This is a genomic window from Emticicia sp. BO119 (genome assembly GCF_013912375.1).
In the GTDB taxonomy this organism is placed as follows: domain Bacteria; phylum Bacteroidota; class Bacteroidia; order Cytophagales; family Spirosomataceae; genus Emticicia.
The window spans coordinates 238,696-257,658 of the sequence record NZ_JACETV010000007.1; the positions used below are offsets into that span (position 1 = coordinate 238,696).

Sequence of the window (18,963 nt, forward strand, 5' to 3'; positions counted from 1 at the left end):
TTAGTTGCATCCTCCGACTTCAGCTCTAAATACTGTTCCATTATCGGCTTTGAATCCTGCGTTCAGTAAAATACTTTTTGCCTGATAGGTAACATTGGCATTGCCTGTGACAAAGTTGGTAGCGGTGATATTTCCATTGTCTGTTTTTGCTCTTTTTAAAACTGTACCTGTGTTATAGTTCTGATCAGGATTTACCAGTATAAATTGTTGTGGGCAACTATCAAGGGTAATGTTTATACGATTAGAACCAACACTCAAACAATTAGGAGACTGGCAGACTGCCCAATAACTGGTAGTAACCGGAGGTTTATCAACTAAAGGATTGGCTGAAGAAGAATTAAACCATTTTAAAGTATTATTTCCTTCGCAGGCACTGGCTGTCAGGGTAGTTGTTTCTCCTTGTTCAATGGCTGTACTATTACTCGTAATAACAGGTGCAGCAGGACGCGGATTGATGACTACATTAAGCGAGGCACTTTGCTGATAAATGCTATCACTGCAAGCCTTCTGAAAAGTGGCATTAACCGTGTAGATACCACTCATATTGGTAGTAAGATTAGTAATCTGGTCATATCCGCCCCCAAACCCATAAGACAGGGTTCCGTAAAATGCGTAGTTATTCGGGCCTGTAAATGAATAAGAAAGTATAGAGCCATTTGTAGCTTGAATTAAAAATAACGCTCCACCTCCCTCACATAAATTATTACCTACAGAGAAATTCATTACTGGAGTGGCTGTATTAGTATTGATACCAACAAAGGTAGTCGCTGTAAGTGTGCCGCTGCATAAGCTTGATGTAACAGTTACGGTATATACACCGGCCATAGATTCACTTAAATCAGTTATTGTAACATTTTGGTTAGTACTGGTAAATCCGTTAGGGCCTGTCCAGCTAAATGAATAATTACCTCCAATCTGACTTAACCTGGAACTTAAGAATACGCTACCACCAGGACAAATATAATAAGAAGAACTACTGCTGGAAGCAGTTAAAGTACATTCCGAAGTACAATCATTAAGTACTATTCGCTGAGTCGCCACAAAGGGTTCCTGGCATTCGCCATTTAAATCGGTTATTGTGAGGGTATAAATCCCTGCCATATCTGCAGTGGTAGAATAGGAAACTAATGCATAGCTCGATTCATTTCTGAAATGATTAGGACCAGTCCAGACGTATTTAAGATTACTATTGCTCGCTGCATTATTGGGAGAGAGTGTAAGATCCTGCCCAAGGCAAGCGGTCTTAATAGAATCTAATTGAACTATGGGCTTTCGGATATTGAAAATGGGAACTACAGAAGTATAAGTTCCTGCGCAGCCACCTGTAAAAGTAGCAGTTAAAGTATAAAGCCCACCCGAACCAAGATTTGGCACAGTAGGTCGGGGTTCAGTGCTGGAGAACCCATCAGGACCAGTCCATAAATAACTGACGGAAGTGTTTCCTAAGGGGTTTGTATTATACAGGAGTATGGCAGGACTACCTGCACATGTAAAAGCAGCGGAATAAGCAGTAGTTAATTCAGGGTTTTTAGTCACATTAATGCCTATCTGAGATGTATAAACACCTTTGCAACCATTAGCTAAATTGACAGTTACAGTATAAAAACCTGCTTTGGCAGTTGTCAGATTATTGATAGTCGGATTTCTTTCATGGCTTACAAAATTATCTGGCCCATTCCATGTATAGTTAGTTATAGTTGTACCTGCAATTGTTTCAGTAGAAGAGCCATTTAATAGTGTAAATAAATTTACTGAATTACTTTCACAAAGCACCTTATTGGGAAAAAGATCAGGGCTACTTGCAGTAAATAAAGGTGGATACATATCAATGGTAGTAGTAGCAGTAGAGATACCGCAGCTGCCAAAATTGGCTGTAACTGTATAAGTACCTGCTGAATTTTCTGTAAGAGCAAAAGCCGGATTCTGTTTAGTACTTGTAAATCCATTGGGGCCGGTCCATGTATAAGAAGCTGTTAAATTCCTTGGTGAATACCATGCTACATTAAACTCTACCTCTCTACCAGGGCAACTGTATGAAGCAGCGTTATGTGAGACACTTAACGTGATGGGATTGACAGTTAGTCTCGTAGTAGATGTTTTAATATCACCACATCCAAAATTGACAGTCACGGTATAAATACCTGCATGGGTATTGCTGACATCGTTGATAATAGGGTTGTAGGATGTACTAATGAAACCATTAGGGCCTGACCATACATAAGATGCATTATTATTACTGGTATAAGCACTCAAACTGGCTGTTCCACAAAGACTTGCCGAAATAGTAGGATTAGGGGACACTACATTTGGCTTAATTGTCACTTGTGTAGTTTCTGTTTTAATATCACCACATCCAAAATTGACAGTTAATGTATAAATCCCGGCTTTAGCCTCAGTGGCTGTCGGAATAACAGGTTCACTTTGTGAACTGCTAAAACCATTAGGCCCTGTCCATGAATAGGCGCGGGCAGAGGTATAAGTTGCATAGCTACTTAAATTGATATTACCACAAGCATAAGCTGAAACAGACGGATTTATGCCTGTAGTATTAGCTGTAATATTTACATAAGTGGTAGCCGTAAGGATTTCACCACAACCAAAGTTGACAGTTACCGAATAAACTCCGGCATTCGCATTTGTCACGTTATTAATTAATAGACTGCCTGAATTACTAGTAAAACCATTTGGGCCTGTCCACCTGAACGATCTGGTAGGTGTTTCAGAAGCAATGGCGTATCCACTTAAATAGCCACATAAATTAGTGGTTATAGGCGAATTGAGAGTTAAAGTATTAGAACTGACGGTCAATTGGGTAGTTGCCGTCTGCACATCGCCACACCCAAAATTAATGGTTACTGTATATATACCCGCATGCGCATTGGTAACACTCGGAATATACGGGTTGCTTACGGCACTTGTAAAGTTATTTGGCCCTGTCCAGGCATAAGTCGCATTTGCATTTGTATAGACATTGAAACTAACACCGCTACAAAGCCTTGCTGAGTAATTAGAGGTTAATGTTACTGAATTTGGATTTACAGTTACATATTTAGTTGCAGTCTTAAGTTGCCCGCATCCAAAATTAACTGTTAATGTATAAAAGCCTTCATTGGCTTCGGTAACATTTGTAATAGAAGGGCTAAATGCAGTACTGCTGAAACCATTTGGTCCTGTCCATAAATAAGTTCTTTCAGAGGTATAAGTACTTGTAGCGTATAAGTTTATTGTTTTACAGATATTGACAGAAGCCGCGGACTCAAGCCATATATTATTGGTGGTAAGTGTTAAATTAGTAGTGGCGGTTTGAATATCTCCACAACCAAAATTGACAGTAACCGTATAAATGCCCGCATCTCCACTATCGGCATTATTGATAGATGGATTACTCAAAGTACTACTGAAACCATTGGGGCCTGCCCAGGCATAGGTTGTTGAAGAGGTATAACTGGTGCTGACAGACAGACTTGTTGACCCACAATGATTCACTGAAAATGATGGGTTAATAGACAACGTGTTAGGATTAACAGATAAATGAGTGGTAGCTGACTGTATATCTCCGCACCCGAAATTAACAGTAAGTGTATAAATACCGATGTCAGCATTTGTAACATTATAAATAAAAGTAGCATTTAAAGTACTATTAAAGCCATTTGGCCCAACCCATGAATAAGTTCGGGAGGAAGTTGGTGTAGTAGTAGCGCCTAAGCTTACCAGACCACAAAGGTTTGTTGAAAAAGAAGGGCTTAAGGTGATGGTATTCGGATTAACCGTCAGGTTAATGGTGGCTGTTTTAATATCATTACAGCCGAAATTAGCCGTAACAGTATAAACTCCGGCATTATTGATGGTTGTATTATTAATGGTAGGATTCTGTAATGCACTGCTAAAACCATTAGGCCCTGCCCATGAAAAAGTGCTTGGAGGACCAATACTGGCAACAGCATATAAATTAGTGGTACCACAAATAGTGATAGGGCTCAATGTAGTGGCAGTTAAGACATTAGCATTGATTGTAAGATTGGTGGTAGTCGTTTTAATATCCCCACACCCAAAATTAACCGTAATCGTATAAATTCCGGCGCTTGCCGTAGTGGCGTTTGTAATGCTCGGGCTTAATTGTGTACTGGTAAAATTATTTGGTCCTGTCCATAAATAAGAAACAGTAGGTGTAGAATTGGCATTAGCTGTTAAATTTACTGTCGAACAATTACTCCCGACAAAAGCCGGATTTACTGTGAGTGTATTAGAAGAAACAGTAAGACTTGTAGTAGCGGTTTGAATATCTCCACACCCAAAATTAACAGTAACCGTATAGATTCCGGCATTGGCAGAAGTAACATTCGTGACACTCGCATTCCTGGCTGTACTGCTGAAACCATTAGGCCCTGTCCAGAGGTATGTCATGGAAGATGTTGGGCTATTATCGATATATAAATTAGCAGTACCGCAAAGATTAGTCGAAAAAGAAGAATTTATTGAAATGTTATTGGTATTAATGGCAAGATTAGTAGTCACAGTTTGTATATCTCCACAGCCGAAATTTACTGTGGCAGTGTAAATTCCAGCTGCCGCTGCAGTAACATTATTAATATCCGGACTACTCGAAGAACTACTAAAACCATTTGGGCCTGCCCATGAAAAAGTACGGTTATTGGTATAATCAGCACTAACATATAATCTTGCAGTATTGCAAAGAGTAGCCAAGAAAGAAGGATTAACCGATAAATTATTGGGGCTAACGGTTATATTGGTAGTAGCAGTTTTGCTGTCACCACAGCCAAAATTAACGGTAACCGTATAGATACCGGCATGGGCCGCTGTAGCATTAGTGATGGCGAGGTTATTGGTTGTGCTAGTGAATCCATTAGGACCACTCCACAAGTAAGTACGTGATTGAGTATAGGTAGCCTCAGGAAAAATATTAACCGTATTGCAATAGCTTAATGAATACGAGGGATTTAAAGATAAACTGGTAGGGGTAACAGTCAGATTAGTAGTGGCAGTCCTTGAGTCTCCACAGCCAAAATTGACTGTAACTGTATAAATTCCGGCTGCTGCCGCAGGAACATTATTAATAGTTACGCCACCTGAAGAACTACTAAAACCATTAGGGCCTGTCCATGAAAAAGTACGGGAACTTGTATGGTCTGCATCAAGATACAAATTGGCTGTGCTGCATAGATTAGCCGAAAAAGAGGGACTAATAAATAAGTAATTAGGATTAACAGTCAGGTTGGTAGTAGCGGTTTGTATATCACCACAGCCAAAATTGACGGTTACTGTATAGATACCGGCACTTGTAGACGCAGTATTATTAATGGTTGCATTACGCTCAGTACTACTGAAACTATTCGGCCCCTGCCATGAATAGGTAGCAGGAGAAGAAGAACTGGTGTTGAGATTAAAGTTTGTTGTACCACATATTTTGGCCGAAAAAGATTTATTCAGAGAAATAGTATTAGGACTCACCGTTACATTAGTAGTAGCAGTTTGTATATCACCACAGCCAAAATTGACCGTAACTGTATAAACACCGGCATTGGCTGCTGTAGCATTAGTAATAAACGGATTGCTTATTGTACTACTAAAATTGTTGGGGCCAGTCCAAAGGTATGTTCTGCCTTGTGGCTGGCTGGAAAGGTTTGCACTCAGATTGATAGTATTACAAAGGGTAGTATTCACATTTTGAGTTTCCACTCTGTTAGAAGAGACATTGATACTATTGCTGGATTCTGAGCAGTTTCCTGAAATTACCTCAGCTTTATAGGTGCCGGATGCCTGAGGGATAATAGAAGCAGAAGTTTGCCCCCCAATGATGGTATTATCCTTTAACCATCGGTAAGTATAGCTACCTGCTAAACCTGTGTTAACAGCAATGGCATTACATACATAAGCGGAATTAACATTGAGTGTAGGGGCAACAGAAGAAACAATTTCGATAGCATCACTTTGAACGATACAGTTATTTTGTCCTGTAACCCGCACAAAATAAGTCCCTAAACTGGTTGCTTCATAGGTACTATTCGTAGCTCCTGTAATAGCAACAGAATTTTTATACCACTGGTAAGTATCAGTGGCAGCAGGAAAAACATTAGCTGTTATTGTTGATGAACCATGACATAAAAGGTGTGAAGAGGTTGTAACAGAAACAGTATTGCTACAGGGGATAAATCTTTCAAAGCGGATAGCTTCATTGTTGAGGGCTAAGTCAGATTTATTATTCAAATCTTTATTGGTCACACCGACATTCCCTGTATTGTTTTCTATCCCGATAGTTGCTCTCGAATAGGGGCTTGTAGTAAATGAGCTATAATGTATTTCTATTTTGCCACTGGTTTCATATAATTGAATTTGCAAAGATCCCGGCTCATTGCTAAAGGAATGCTTAACATTTTTGAAATTAACAACTAATACTCTGTTCGGGGCTACACCGGTAGTAAAATAGTTGAGCGAAGGAGTTCCTTGTGCACCATCCCAGCTAATAGCTGCAAAAGCAAGAATATTATTTGGTGTCGAAACGGATGGAATAGAATTTACCAGATTAGCATTATTATTCCCAAAAGAAATATGTCCGTTAGCGGCCAGATAGAATTGGGTATAGTTGTTTTCGAAAAAAGGGAAACTAAAGCCAATATTAAATGGGCCAACAGAATTATTATAACCTAAACCAGTGATGGCAGTACCTGTGCCTGATATTTCTGCCACAGGTAGTCCACGAGTAAGCGTATAAGACTGGGCACATAAAATATTGCATAATAACGTCAGCAGCAAAATGAATAAATTCTTTTTCATAGAGTTATGTATTAATAGGAAGATTCTGACTGAAATCTTTTTCCAACACCTTAAGAAAGTCTGCCAGCATTTACAGAAAATTCAAGATAAAACTCAGTCAAAAATTAATTTTAGTCACCATTATTTTACTTTTCAGACAACAAATATTAAAGGCGAATTTAAACATATTTTACATAGTTGTAAAAAATATCTAACTTTTTCGCACTATCGGCACCCATATCTCTTCTTCCGAATCAGCGTCAGCGTTTTTGTATTTATCTCCCAACAATTCAAAATGCGGTCGGTCGTCAAGCACATATTCCGAATTTGGTAACCATGTGCTGAATATATACTGGAACGTGCTGTTATCAGTACTTGACCCTTTATGTAGAAAAACAGCATATAAGCCACTATTCAGCGTAAAAGCCTCCATTCCATCAGGAATATGATCAAAATCAGCCACCTCAACGGCAGCCCATTTTTCAAAAGCAGCATGAGGGTTGAAAGGATTAAAAAAGTCAAGTGCATATAGTTGTAAAGAATAGAGGTCTATGCTTGCAGTATTTATTATCGCTTTGCGATTTAGCATAAAACTTCTCCATAATTCCCCAGTCTTGTTATCAGCAAAAGACATCTTCAGCCGCTTGCCTATAAGTTTTTTCTCTTGTAGTGTTTCAATTCTTGGTTGTAGCATAAAGACTTCGTCGGATTTATTAAACAAATAAAACCATTTTCTCTTGAATGTAAAAATCGTGGAAGACTGCATTTATTGGACAATTACTATTTTTTCTTTATATAAAATCCAAGAACGTCCGTCCGCAAGCGGACAAAATCTGTCCGCTTGCGGACGGACACTTTTAGAGAAAACGGCCTTGGAATGTCCTCCAAGGCCGTTTTTGCCATATGGCATTATATTTGTACGACAAAATAGAAACTAATCATCTAAACCTATGCATAGAGCAAATTTGGGCGAATTTGAAGAGATGGTCTTACTCATGGTAGCCATTTTAGATAAGGAAGCTTATGGTGTATCAGTCAATCAGGCCTTAGAAGAGCATACAGGGCGTGTGGTTGCCTTTGGTACCGTACACAATACCCTGATAAGGTTAGAAGAGAAGGGTTTTGTAAGCTCAGAGTTAGGGGGGGCTACTACCGAAAGAGGCGGGCGCCGGAAACGCCTGTTTAAAGTAACAGCTTTGGGTAGCAGAACCTTACAGGAAGTTAATGAATTGCGCCAGGGACTCTGGCAAATGATACCACCTCATACACTTCGTTTAAGCGGATTATGAAAAAGCCCGGTTTAGATGATATAGATTCAATCAACAAAGATTTGCCGGGTGGCAGCTCACCCCCTCAATGGATACATAAGTTGTTATTGTGGTTTCATCCGGAAGAAACCCTCGAAGAAGTAACAGGAGATTTAGCAGAGTTGTATGCTGACAGGATTCAGCACTCAGGAAAATTCCGGGCTAATCTATTATACTTAGTGAATGTACTATCGGTTTTACCACCTTTTGTACGTAGAAGAACAAAAAGAAAAAGCTATTATAAACCTTCAATCCTGCACCGAGCTATGTTACAAAACTATTTCAAAATTGCTTTTCGGACTATAGCCCACAACAAGGTCTATTCGGGTATCAATGTTTTGGGCCTAAGCATTGGGCTGGCGGCTGCCATGCTAATTATGCTTTATACTAAAGATGAGGTGAGCTATGACCAGTTTCATACTAATAATCCGAATATTTATCGGGTAGGCTATGACTCTTTTACTGCAAAGGGAATACTGGAAGAACACGTTGGCAATACCGGATTTTTGCAAGGACCTATCTTTTCAGCAAGTGTACCCGAAATAAAGGAGTTTGTGCGCTTCCGTCAGATTCAGACTGACATTAAAGAAAATAACAATATCGTCAGCCAGTTTATGTTTGATGCTGATTCTAATTTTTTCTCTGTTTTTTCTTTTCCAATGTTAAGCGGAAACCCTGCCACAGCATTGAAAAATCCACAATCAATTGTCATTTCAGAAGAATTGGCCGAGCGGCACTTTGGCACTACTGATGTATTGGGTAAAAGTATTCAGCTGAAAAATACACATGGAAACGGAGAAGATTTTGTTCCTCATATAGTTACAGGTGTGACAAAAAAATGTCCCGAAAATTCTTCAATCAAGTTTGAAGCACTGATACCCCTCGTGGTAGAAAAGGAGATCTATCAAAACAAGCAGAAATGGTTCAGTGCCTTCCTGAATACCTTTGTGGTGCTCGCTCCCAATGCTAATATTAAGGCTGTTGAAAACAAAATGAATAAGGTTTACATGGCGGATGCAGGAGAAACGATTAAGGAGATGGCTACGAAATATGACTTCCATAATACAAGGACATACAAGATACAGCAGTTTACCGATATGCACCTGAGCAAGGAACGTCCGGCGGATAATGGGTTAAAAGACAGAAGCAATCCGATGTTTTCGTATATACTATCAGGTATAGCTGTTTTTATCCTGCTGATTGCATGCATCAACTTTGTTAACCTTACTGTAGCACGTTCGCTCAAGCGAGCCAAAGAGATAGGCGTAAGAAAAGTAGTAGGTGGTGGAAGAAAGCAATTGATCCTGCAGTTTTTAGGAGAATCTTACCTACTTTGTTTCATCGCTTTTGTAATGGCCTTGCTATTGGTTCAGTTAGTTTTACCTACTTTCAATCAACTCTCCAATAAGGCATTAGCCCTATCATATCTGTTCGATTTCGAGCTGATTGCTGCTTATATTGCGCTATTACTTGCCACAGGCTTATTAGCCGGGTTTTATCCGGCATTGGTTTTATCTAACTATAGTCCGGTTAAAACACTCTATAATCGTTTCAATTTATCGGGTAAGAATTACCTACAAAAAGGTCTGGTAATATTACAGTTTTCCATTGCTTCGTTTCTGATTATCGGAACCATGACTATCTATTCTCAGTTTAACTACCTCTTAAATAAAGACTTAGGATATGATGATGCCAATGTTATCAGTATCAATAAGTCAAATCTGAGTCGAGCAGAAGTACAGGTCTGGAAAGAAGCCTTGATGCAGAGCCCAAATATTGTGATGGTTGCTCCGAAAAACGGAGGTAATTGGGGAGATGGCGCAAGAGTAAATGGCGAAACCGAAATAGACTTTAATTATGAAACAGTGGATGGCAACTTCCTGTCTTTACTGAAAATCCCGATTATAAAAGGCCGCAACTTTTCGTCTGCTTTCCCTTCTGACTCCACCAAAGCAGTATTGGTCAATGAAAGTTTTGTGAAAAAGGCAGGCTGGAAAAACCCCTTAGGTCAAATAGTTGATTTCTGGTATAATGAAAATGATAAGTATCAGGTAGTAGGGGTGGTGAAAGATTATCATTTCAGAGATTTAAACCGGGAAATCGGCCCGCAATTATTTACAATGAAGCCGAAAAATCCATACGGCCGAATGTACATTAAGATAAAACCCGGTACAGAAACCACCAGCCTGGCACATATTGAAGAGACCTTTAAAGAGTTATTTCCTTTCACTCCTTATGCCTACGGATTCATAAAAGAGCAAAACCAGAAAACATACGAATCAGAGGCAAAATGGAAACAAATTATGTTTTTTGGGGCTGTTCTCACCATTTTCATTTCTTGTATTGGCTTGTTTGGCTTAGTGACTCTTTCGGCAGAGCGTCGTATGAAAGAAATTGGTATCCGCAAAGTATTGGGGGCATCAGTCAGTAGTATTGTTCAGTTACTATCTTCCGACTTCCTGAAATTAGTAGCCTTTTCGTTTGTATTTGCTTTTCCGGCGGCTTATTACGCCATCAGTCAATGGTTAATGAATTACCCGTATCGCGTTGAGATTAATGCCTGGCTATTTATTGGGGCGGCTGTATTGGCTATAGCTATTGCTTTGTTTACTGTGAGTTTTCAATCAGTAAGAGCAGCATTGGTGAACCCAGTGAAGTCACTTAAGAACGAATAAGCGTGGGCATGGAGCAAAGGGCATAGCATATAAGCTCCCTCTGCTCCATGCCCTAAGCAAAAAACATGAAAAACACTCCACCCAAATGGGCAAAATACTTGCTCACCCGTTTTCACCCCGAAGATACTTTGGAGGAGGTGGAGGGTGATCTGGAGGAGTTTTATGCCTATTGGTGTAAAAAATATGGGGAGTTTTGGGCAGATATACGATATAGCTTAAACCTGCTGACTGTACTGCCTCCTTTTGTGAGAAGACGAAAAAGAAAAGAAAGCTATTATCAACCATCAATCCTTCATCCAGCTATGTTACGAAACTATTTTAAAATTGCCTTTCGGACTATTGCCCATAACAAGGCATACTCGGGAATTAATATTCTGGGTTTAAGTATTGGCTTAGCTGCCGCTATGCTGATTATGCTTTATACCAAAGACGAAGTAAGCTATGACCAGTATCACACAAACAGTAATCAGATTTTCAGAATCGTAAGGAAAGATATAAAGCCTGATGGTCAGGTTGAAAATGGCTCAGACCATACAGGCTATTTAGAAGGCCCAAGTTTTAATAAAGGTGTACCGGAAGTATCGTCATTTTTGCGATTTCAACCCAATAGGAAAGACCTGAAGCAAGGAGATGAGATTGTAAGTCAGGAAGTCTTTTTAACAGATAAAAACTTCTTTTCATTCTTTACTTTTCCCTTGTTAAGAGGTAATCCGGCTAAAGCTTTAGAAGAGCCTAAGTCTGTGGTGATTTCGGAAGATATGGCGATTAAGCAATTTGGTTCAATTGAGGTTTTGGGTAAAACAATGGATTTTAAAACAAATGGTCAGTTTGAGCCCTATGTCATTACTGGTATTGCTCAAAAAAGCCCGCAAAATTCTTCTGTTAAATTCGAGGTCTTGTTGCCTATGGTTGTAAAAAACGAAGAGTTAAGCAATAAGGAAAACTGGTTGGCTTCTTTTATGAACACCTTTGTATTGCTTTCTCCGCATGCTTCATCAGTGTCCAGAGTAGAAGCAAAAATAAACAGGGTATATCAGATAGAAGCTAAAGAAGCAATCAGTATAGCGAGAGAAAAATATGATAATAAGAATCAGGTGCTGTATGCTTTACAGCCTTTTACCGATATGCACTTGAGTAAAGATTTTCCGGTGAATAATGGGCTTAAAGATGCCAGCAATCCTATTTACTCTTATATACTTTCGGGTATTGCCTTGTTTTTACTTGCAATTGCCTGTATCAATAGTGTTAATCTTACTATTGCCCGTTCTTTGGCAAGAGCCAAAGAAATTGGTATCCGAAAAGTGGTGGGAGGAGCAAGAAAAAACCTAATTATGCAGTTCTTGGGTGAATCTTACCTATTTTGCTTCATATCATTTATTTTGGCGATACTATTAGTAATATTGATATTACCGACATTCAGTCAATTTTCGAATAAAGTACTTGACATAACTTATTTATTCGACGCCTCTTTGTTGATATTGTTAATTTCTCTTTTTGTAATAACAGGATTTCTTTCCGGATTTTATCCGGCATTGGTATTGTCGGGATATCAGCCCATCAAAACGCTCTACAATCGTTTTACATTGGCCGGAAAAAACTATCTGCAAAAATCATTAGTAGTTTTTCAGTTTGCATTGGCTTCTTTGTTGATTATTGCCACCATTACTATTTATTCTCAGTTTGACTATCTGATAAACAAAGATTTAGGGTATGATTATCAGGATGTAATAATGGTAGCTAAGCGAAATCTGAAAAATAGTGAGGTAAATGTAGTAAGAGATGAATTGTTGAAAAACCCGAATATCCGGGTGGTTGCACCTAAAAATGGAGGCTCAGGCGGGAGACTTGCAAAAATAAATGGTGATACCGAATTTCATTTTGCTTACGAATCAATAGACACAAATTATTTACCTATGATGAAAATACCTGTTGTGAAAGGCCGAAATTTCTCGGCATCTTTCTCAACAGATTCTACACAGGCAGTATTAGTGAATGAAACTTTTGTAAAACAAGCCGGGTGGAAAAATCCAATCGGCGAAGAAGTTAATTTCTTCTACAATAATGAGAAATACAAGGTTATTGGGGTGGTAAAAGATTATAACTATGCACCACTGAACGAAGAGATTGGCCCACAGCTATTTTCGATGAAACCCGGCAATAACTTTGGCAACCTGTTGATAAAAATCAAACCAAGGACCGAAACGGCAAGTCTGGCATATATCGAAAAGACCTTTAAAAAGATGTTTCCGATACACCCTTATATGTTCAGGTTTTTGGAAGAAGAGAACCGGAAAAACTATGAGTCGGAAGCTAAGTGGAGACAGATTATGCTATTTGGCGCTATCATGACCATTTTTATCTCATGCATTGGTCTTTTTGGTCTGGCTACCCTTGCTGCCGAACGCAGGACAAAAGAGATTGGCGTACGTAAAACTTTGGGCGCATCGGCTTCAAGTATTGTACAACTGCTCTCTTTAGATTTTATCAGGTTGGTACTTTTCTCTTTTATCATTGCTTTTCCAGTTGCCTTTTATGCGATCAGCGAGTGGTTAAAGAATTATCCTTATCGGATAGAAATCAGTGCCTGGATATTTATAGGAGCCGGTTTATTGGCTATCGCTATTGCTCTGTTTACAGTAAGTTTTCAGTCAATACGTGCAGCTATGATGAACCCGGTGAAGTCACTTAAAAATGAATAAGCAGAGGGAAACTTTTCTCCCTCTGCCCCCTGCCCCATGCAAAAACAGCACCCATGAACCCAACACCCCCAAAATGGATAAAATACCTACTCACCCGCTTCCACCCCGAAGATACTTTAGAGGAGGTAGAAGGTGATTTGGAGGAATTTTATGCCTGTTGGCATGAGAGATACGGAGAGTTTTGGGCAGATATACGCTATGCCTTGAATGTCATAACAGTATTGCCTCCTTTTGTGCGTAAACGATCGAAAAAAGAAAGCTATTACGAACCTTCAACTCTGCATTATGCTATGCTAAGAAACTATTTCAAAATTGGACTACGCAATCTGGTGAAACAAAAAAGATTGACCCTTATCAATATTTCGGGTCTTTCAATGGGTATTTTCTGTTTTGCCTTTTTTCTGTTGTATGCTTTAACAGAATTTAGCTTTGACCGTTTTCATGCCAATGCCCCAAACATTTATCGGGTGTATCAATGGGATAATTGGAGCAATGCAGGAGAAACGGCGCATCCCATGCCTCTTGGCCCGGCCATGAAACAGGATTTATCCGGTGTGAAAGAGTATGTACGTATCAGAGATGCCTGGCGGATGAGTTTTGTTAAAGCGGATGACGAGGTAACCCAAGGGAAAATATCCTTTACAGACCCACAGTTTTTTTCTGTCTTCTCATTCAGATTCTTGCAAGGCAATGCCCAATCGGCCTTAAGTGATTTATATAGCGTAGTGCTGACTGAAGAAACAGCCAACAAAATATGGGGAAGAACAGATGTGCTGGGTAAAACAATTGAAGTGAAAGTACAGGATAAATATGAGCCATTTGTCGTATCAGCTATCGTTGAAAACATACCATCCAATTCGAGCATTAGTTTTGAGATGTTAGGCAATTTTAAGTTTTTAACTACAGTTACTTCTGATGGCAAGGGTCAGGTAAATGATTGGCGTTATTCATCAAGTGCCACCTATGTACAATTAGAGCAGAACTATTCGCCTGCGACGATTGAAAAGAAATTAGGCGACTTTTATAAGAAATATAATGCTGAAACAGAGGAAGAAACTAGAAAAAAAGGCTGGTCGGGAGCAGGGCTATCTAAAACCTACGGCTTGCAGCCAATATCCGCTATCCATTTCGATACCCGCTTAAAAGGGACTCAGGTAGCAGCCATAGATTCTAAAATAGTCTGGATTCTTCTAAGTATTGCCGCAGGTATTCTGCTGATTTCCTGCATCAACTTTACTACTTTAGCTATCGGTCGGGCTATTTATCGGTCAAAAGAAGTGGGTGTACGCAAAGCAATGGGTAGCAATAAAGGCGCGCTTCAGATCCAGTTTCTGACTGAGGCATTGTTGCTTACTATTCTTTCAGCGGTTTTAGGTTTGCTGCTTTTATGGATAGGATTACCCATTTTAAGCAAGTTATCAGAGAGAGAACTTCATCTTTCTTTTATCCAATTCCCTCAATTAGCCTGGTTAATGGTTGGCTTGATATTGCTTGTAGGCATAGTGGCCGGAAGCTATCCTGCCTGGGTTCTTTCAAGATTCAAGGCAGTTGATGCTCTGAAAGCAAAGGTAAAATTGGGAGGAACAAACATTTTTTCAAAATCGCTGGTTACCGTTCAATTTACATTATCGGCTGTTCTCATCATTGCCACATTTATTATACTCCGGCAACTCAATTATATAAAATCCAGAAATCCGGGCTTTAATAAAGAAAATATTGTAGTTGTAAATGCTGATGGTACCTGGCCAAAGGAAATATATCCTTTTTTTAGAGAACAGATAATTACACAACCTGCCATCGTTGGTATTAGTGGTTCTGACCAGAGATTGGGAGGATTGTCGCATAGTAATACAGAAGTGGAAGTAAACGGAAGGCCTACAAAAATCAATGAATTTTTTATTGATACTGATTATTTAAGGGTGATGGGTATGCAACTGAAAGCAGGTAGGAATTTCAACCCAACTATTGCTTCAGACAAGGTAGATGGAATTATCATTAATGAGGCTATGATGCATGAGTTTGGGTGGAATATAAACAATGCAGTAGGCCAGCAGATAAAAGGTTATAAAAAAGACTTCAATCCGGTAGTTATCGGAGTGGTAAAGGATTTTAATTATCAGTCCTTAAAAGTAAAGATTGCTCCGCAGATTTTTCGTCAGTTTAATGAGGGGCAGCCATATAAATATTTTGTCAGAATTACCTCCGGTGACCCTACAAAAGCATTGACAGCAATAGAGGCGAGTTGGAAAAAAGTTGTACCTGATTTTCCGTTCAGATATAGTTTTCTGGACGAAGACCTGAACCGGGTATATCAATCAGAAGCCCGATGGAGTAGTGTAATAACCTGGGCGGCTGGTATTTCGGTTTTTCTCGCCTGTCTCGGTCTGTTTGGTCTCACTGCTTTAGCGGTAGTCAATCGTACAAAAGAAATCGGTATCCGTAAAGTACTGGGAGCCTCAGTACTAAGCATTCTTGGGCTATTGTCAAAAGATTTCTTAAAACTAATCTCATTGGCAGTTCTGATTGCCTCACCAATAGCCTGGTATGCCATGAACCTTTGGCTGGCGAATTTCGCCTACAAAATTGAAATGGAATGGTGGTTTTTTGCCCTTTCAGGTTTGCTGACCAATGGTATTGCAATTCTGACAATTGGCTTTCAAAGCATCAAAGCCGCTTTGATGAACCCGGTGAAGTCTTTAAAAAATGAGTGAGCATGGGGCATGGGGCCGAGGGAATGGGGTAGAAATTTCCCTCTGCTCCATGCCCTCTGCCCTGTGCAAAAATAAAAATACATGAACCAATCACCCCCCAAATGGGCAAATAACCTACTCACCCGATTTCACCCCGAAGATACTCTGGAGGAGGTGGAGGGTGATCTGGAGGAGTTTTATGCCTATTGGTGTAAAAAATATGGGGAGTTTTGGGCAGATATACGATATAGCTTAAACGTGCTGACTGTACTGCCTCCTTTTGTGCGTCGTCGTAAAAAACAGAATCATACACAAACCCTGATGAATATGTTAAGTGATTTTTTATCAACCTCATTATTGAAGAGTAATCTGAAACAATTCGGGAGAAGAATTGCCAGAGAGAAGACCTATGCTTTTCTGAATATTTTCGGATTATCCGCCGGGCTAACCTGTTTTACTTTTATTGCCCTTTGGGTGAGTGATGAATTAAGTTATGACACCTTTCATACGAATTATGACAGGATTGTAAGGATAACAACCACCGAAAAAAGTGAAACCAATGTATCACAATTGGCCAGATCGGGCTTGCCTGTCGCAAAAGCACTTCAACAAAACTATGCCGAAGTTGAGAATACCGTCCGAATGGATATAAGGGGAGAAATTGTACAGCATGATGATAAACAAACAATTGAACCGTATATTCTTTTGGCTGACCCTTCGTTTTTTCAGGTCTTTAATTATCGACTTGTCAGAGGGAATGCAGCTACTATTTTAAAAGAGCCTTATACACTATTGTTAACAGAAATGGCAGCTAAAAAATATTTCGGCAGTACTGACCCGATAGGAAAGGCGCTGAAAATCTTTATGTATGACAGCACAGGACGAGGAGCTGATTATACCATCACAGGGATTGTGGCTGACCCACCGCAGAATGCGCACTTCACTTTTTCTATGATTAGCTCTTTCAAGACTATCGAAGCTGCCCGCCCTAACTTATTAACTGCAGAGGGATGGAGGGAAAATCGCTTCTTTACGTATTTATTACTTAAAAAAGGTGTTGATTACGAGGTACTTTCTGATAAAATCAGCAATTTCTACCAGAAGCAGGTTGGTGGTAAATCAAATGCATCACAGGCTTCCTATACTTATCATTTACAGGCTTTAAAAGATATACACCTGAAATCACATTTAGAACGTGAAACACGAGTAAATGGTGATATTAATAAGGTATATATTTTCTTATCGATAGGTATTTTTATCTTATTGTTGGCTGCTATTAATTATACTAATCTGGCTACGGCCCGTTCGGCTGGACGGGCTAAAGAAATTAGTGTAAAAAAAGTAATTGGCGCAGTAAAAACGCAGTTGATACTACACTATTTAGCTGAGTCGATTCTGTTTACTTTGTTAGCTTTAGGCATGGCTTGTTTATTATCATTGTTTATACAGCCTTTTTTCTATCAGCTATCGGGCAAAGATGTATCCTTGTTTTCGTCTCCATTATTGTTGTTATTCCTTGTCGGAGTTAGTGTTTTCTTAGGCATTTTGGCCGGAATTTATCCTGCTTTTGTGCTATCCACATTTAAACCTGCTGTTGTGCTTAAAGGCTCGTTCAAATCAAGTGCTAAGGGCGTTATGTTACGCAAATCTTTAGTAATGTCTCAATTTGTAATTACGCTGCTTCTGGTAACAAGTATTGTGATTATGTATGCACAAATGAGCTACATTAAAAACAAGGATTTAGGCTATAACAAAGACGCACTACTCTTTTTAAGATTAAACGGAAATGCGGACGTAGTAAGTGGTTTTGAAGCTTTTAAAAACGAATTGGCAAGCAGCCCTCTTATCGGAGGTATAACCACTTTCAGATCTGGTATTATGAATGGCATTGATGCCGGCCCTGCCGAGACTATTGATGCGAAAGGGAAAAAAGTAGAGATAAATACTGCAAAGATTCTGGTCGATGCAGATTATCTGTCGGTATATGGAGTCAAACTGATAGCTGGAAAAAATTTCGGTATCAATGCTGGAAAAGATACTATCAGGAAAGTAATTCTTAATGAGAGTGCCGTAAAAAAAGCAGGTTGGCATAGCCCCGAAGATGCTATCGGGAAGCCCTTTATGATGGATAATCAGGCAGGAATGGTTATCGGAGTAACCAAAGATTTCCACTTTAATAGCCTGCAACAAACATTGATGCCTTTAGCCATTTTTCCAAAGGAGGGATACTTCTCAAAGGTTACGGTTAAGCTCAACGGACAAAACCTGAGTCAGGGAGTATCAGTAGTTAAAGCGGCATGGAAAAAGCATTTTCCGGTGGTAATGTTTGATTATGATTTTGTGGATACGATAATTAAAGAGCAGTATGTAGCGAGTGAACGCTTCTCATCCATCATTCTGTATTTTTCACTCTTGTCACTCATTATTGCCTGCATGGGTCTCTATGGTTTGATTTCGTACACAACCTCTCAGAAAACAAAAGAGATTGGTATCCGAAAAGTATTAGGAGCATCAGTCAATAGTATTGTGCTATTGCTGTCAAAGGATTTTCTGACATTGGTAGTTTTTGCGTCTTGCATAGCCTTACCTGTAGCGGGCTATCTAATGAGCCAATGGTTAGAGGATTTTGCCTACCGTATCAGTTTTGCATGGTGGATGTTCATGGCGCCATTGGCTCTGGTCTTATTAGTTGCCGCTATCACCGTAAGTTTCCAAGCCATCAAAGCAGCAATGATTGACCCAATAAAAAGTTTAAAAATTGAGTGATTTAGTGAATGAATGATTAGAATTCTTTATTTTTTTAATCACTAAATCGCTCAAT

At 39.4% G+C, this 18,963-nt stretch carries 7 protein-coding genes; 5 read left to right on the top strand and 2 right to left on the bottom strand.

Annotated elements, in window-relative coordinates:
* On the bottom strand, positions 1 to 6,792 hold the full coding sequence (locus H1R81_RS21465; RefSeq protein ID WP_181842797.1) for a PKD domain-containing protein: 6,792 nt from the start codon (positions 6,790 to 6,792) through the stop codon (positions 1 to 3).
* A gap of 190 nt (positions 6,793 to 6,982) precedes the next feature.
* Complete coding sequence (locus H1R81_RS21470) at positions 6,983 to 7,465, bottom strand: GyrI-like domain-containing protein (protein ID WP_181842798.1); 483 nt, start codon at positions 7,463 to 7,465, stop codon at positions 6,983 to 6,985.
* Between the two features lie 256 nt (positions 7,466 to 7,721).
* On the opposite strand from H1R81_RS21470, the gene H1R81_RS21475 reads away from it, so the two are divergent.
* From H1R81_RS21475 to H1R81_RS21495, 5 genes are all read left to right on the top strand, one after another.
* Complete coding sequence (locus tag H1R81_RS21475; RefSeq protein WP_181842799.1) at positions 7,722 to 8,060, top strand: PadR family transcriptional regulator; 339 nt, start codon at positions 7,722 to 7,724, stop codon at positions 8,058 to 8,060.
* Entirely contained in the window at positions 8,057 to 10,753 is a 2,697-nt protein-coding gene (locus tag H1R81_RS21480) for an ABC transporter permease (RefSeq protein ID WP_181842800.1), read from the top strand. The genes H1R81_RS21475 and H1R81_RS21480 overlap by 4 nt, the downstream gene beginning before the upstream one ends.
* Positions 10,754 to 10,818: 65 nt before the next feature.
* A complete protein-coding gene (locus tag H1R81_RS21485; protein WP_181842801.1) occupies positions 10,819 to 13,452 on the top strand; it encodes an ABC transporter permease in 2,634 nt (877 codons plus the stop codon).
* Positions 13,453 to 13,505: 53 nt separating this feature from the next.
* Positions 13,506 to 16,163, top strand: coding sequence for an ABC transporter permease (locus tag H1R81_RS21490; protein WP_220275281.1), 2,658 nt, complete (start codon positions 13,506 to 13,508; stop codon positions 16,161 to 16,163).
* Positions 16,164 to 16,244: 81 nt separating this feature from the next.
* The gene (locus tag H1R81_RS21495; RefSeq protein WP_181842802.1) at positions 16,245 to 18,908 is read left to right on the top strand and encodes an ABC transporter permease; all 2,664 of its coding nucleotides are present in this window, start codon (positions 16,245 to 16,247) and stop codon (positions 18,906 to 18,908) included.
* Positions 18,909 to 18,963 lie beyond the last annotated feature (55 nt).

Coding starts and splice junctions, on each gene's coding strand:
- H1R81_RS21465 (WP_181842797.1), bottom strand. CDS start 6,792: ATGAAAAAGAATTTATTCATTTTGCTGCTGACGTTATTATGCAATATT.
- H1R81_RS21470 (WP_181842798.1), bottom strand. CDS start 7,465: ATGCTACAACCAAGAATTGAAACACTACAAGAGAAAAAACTTATAGGC.
- H1R81_RS21475 (WP_181842799.1), top strand. CDS start 7,722: ATGCATAGAGCAAATTTGGGCGAATTTGAAGAGATGGTCTTACTCATG.
- H1R81_RS21480 (WP_181842800.1), top strand. CDS start 8,057: ATGAAAAAGCCCGGTTTAGATGATATAGATTCAATCAACAAAGATTTG.
- H1R81_RS21485 (WP_181842801.1), top strand. CDS start 10,819: ATGAAAAACACTCCACCCAAATGGGCAAAATACTTGCTCACCCGTTTT.
- H1R81_RS21490 (WP_220275281.1), top strand. CDS start 13,506: ATGAACCCAACACCCCCAAAATGGATAAAATACCTACTCACCCGCTTC.
- H1R81_RS21495 (WP_181842802.1), top strand. CDS start 16,245: ATGAACCAATCACCCCCCAAATGGGCAAATAACCTACTCACCCGATTT.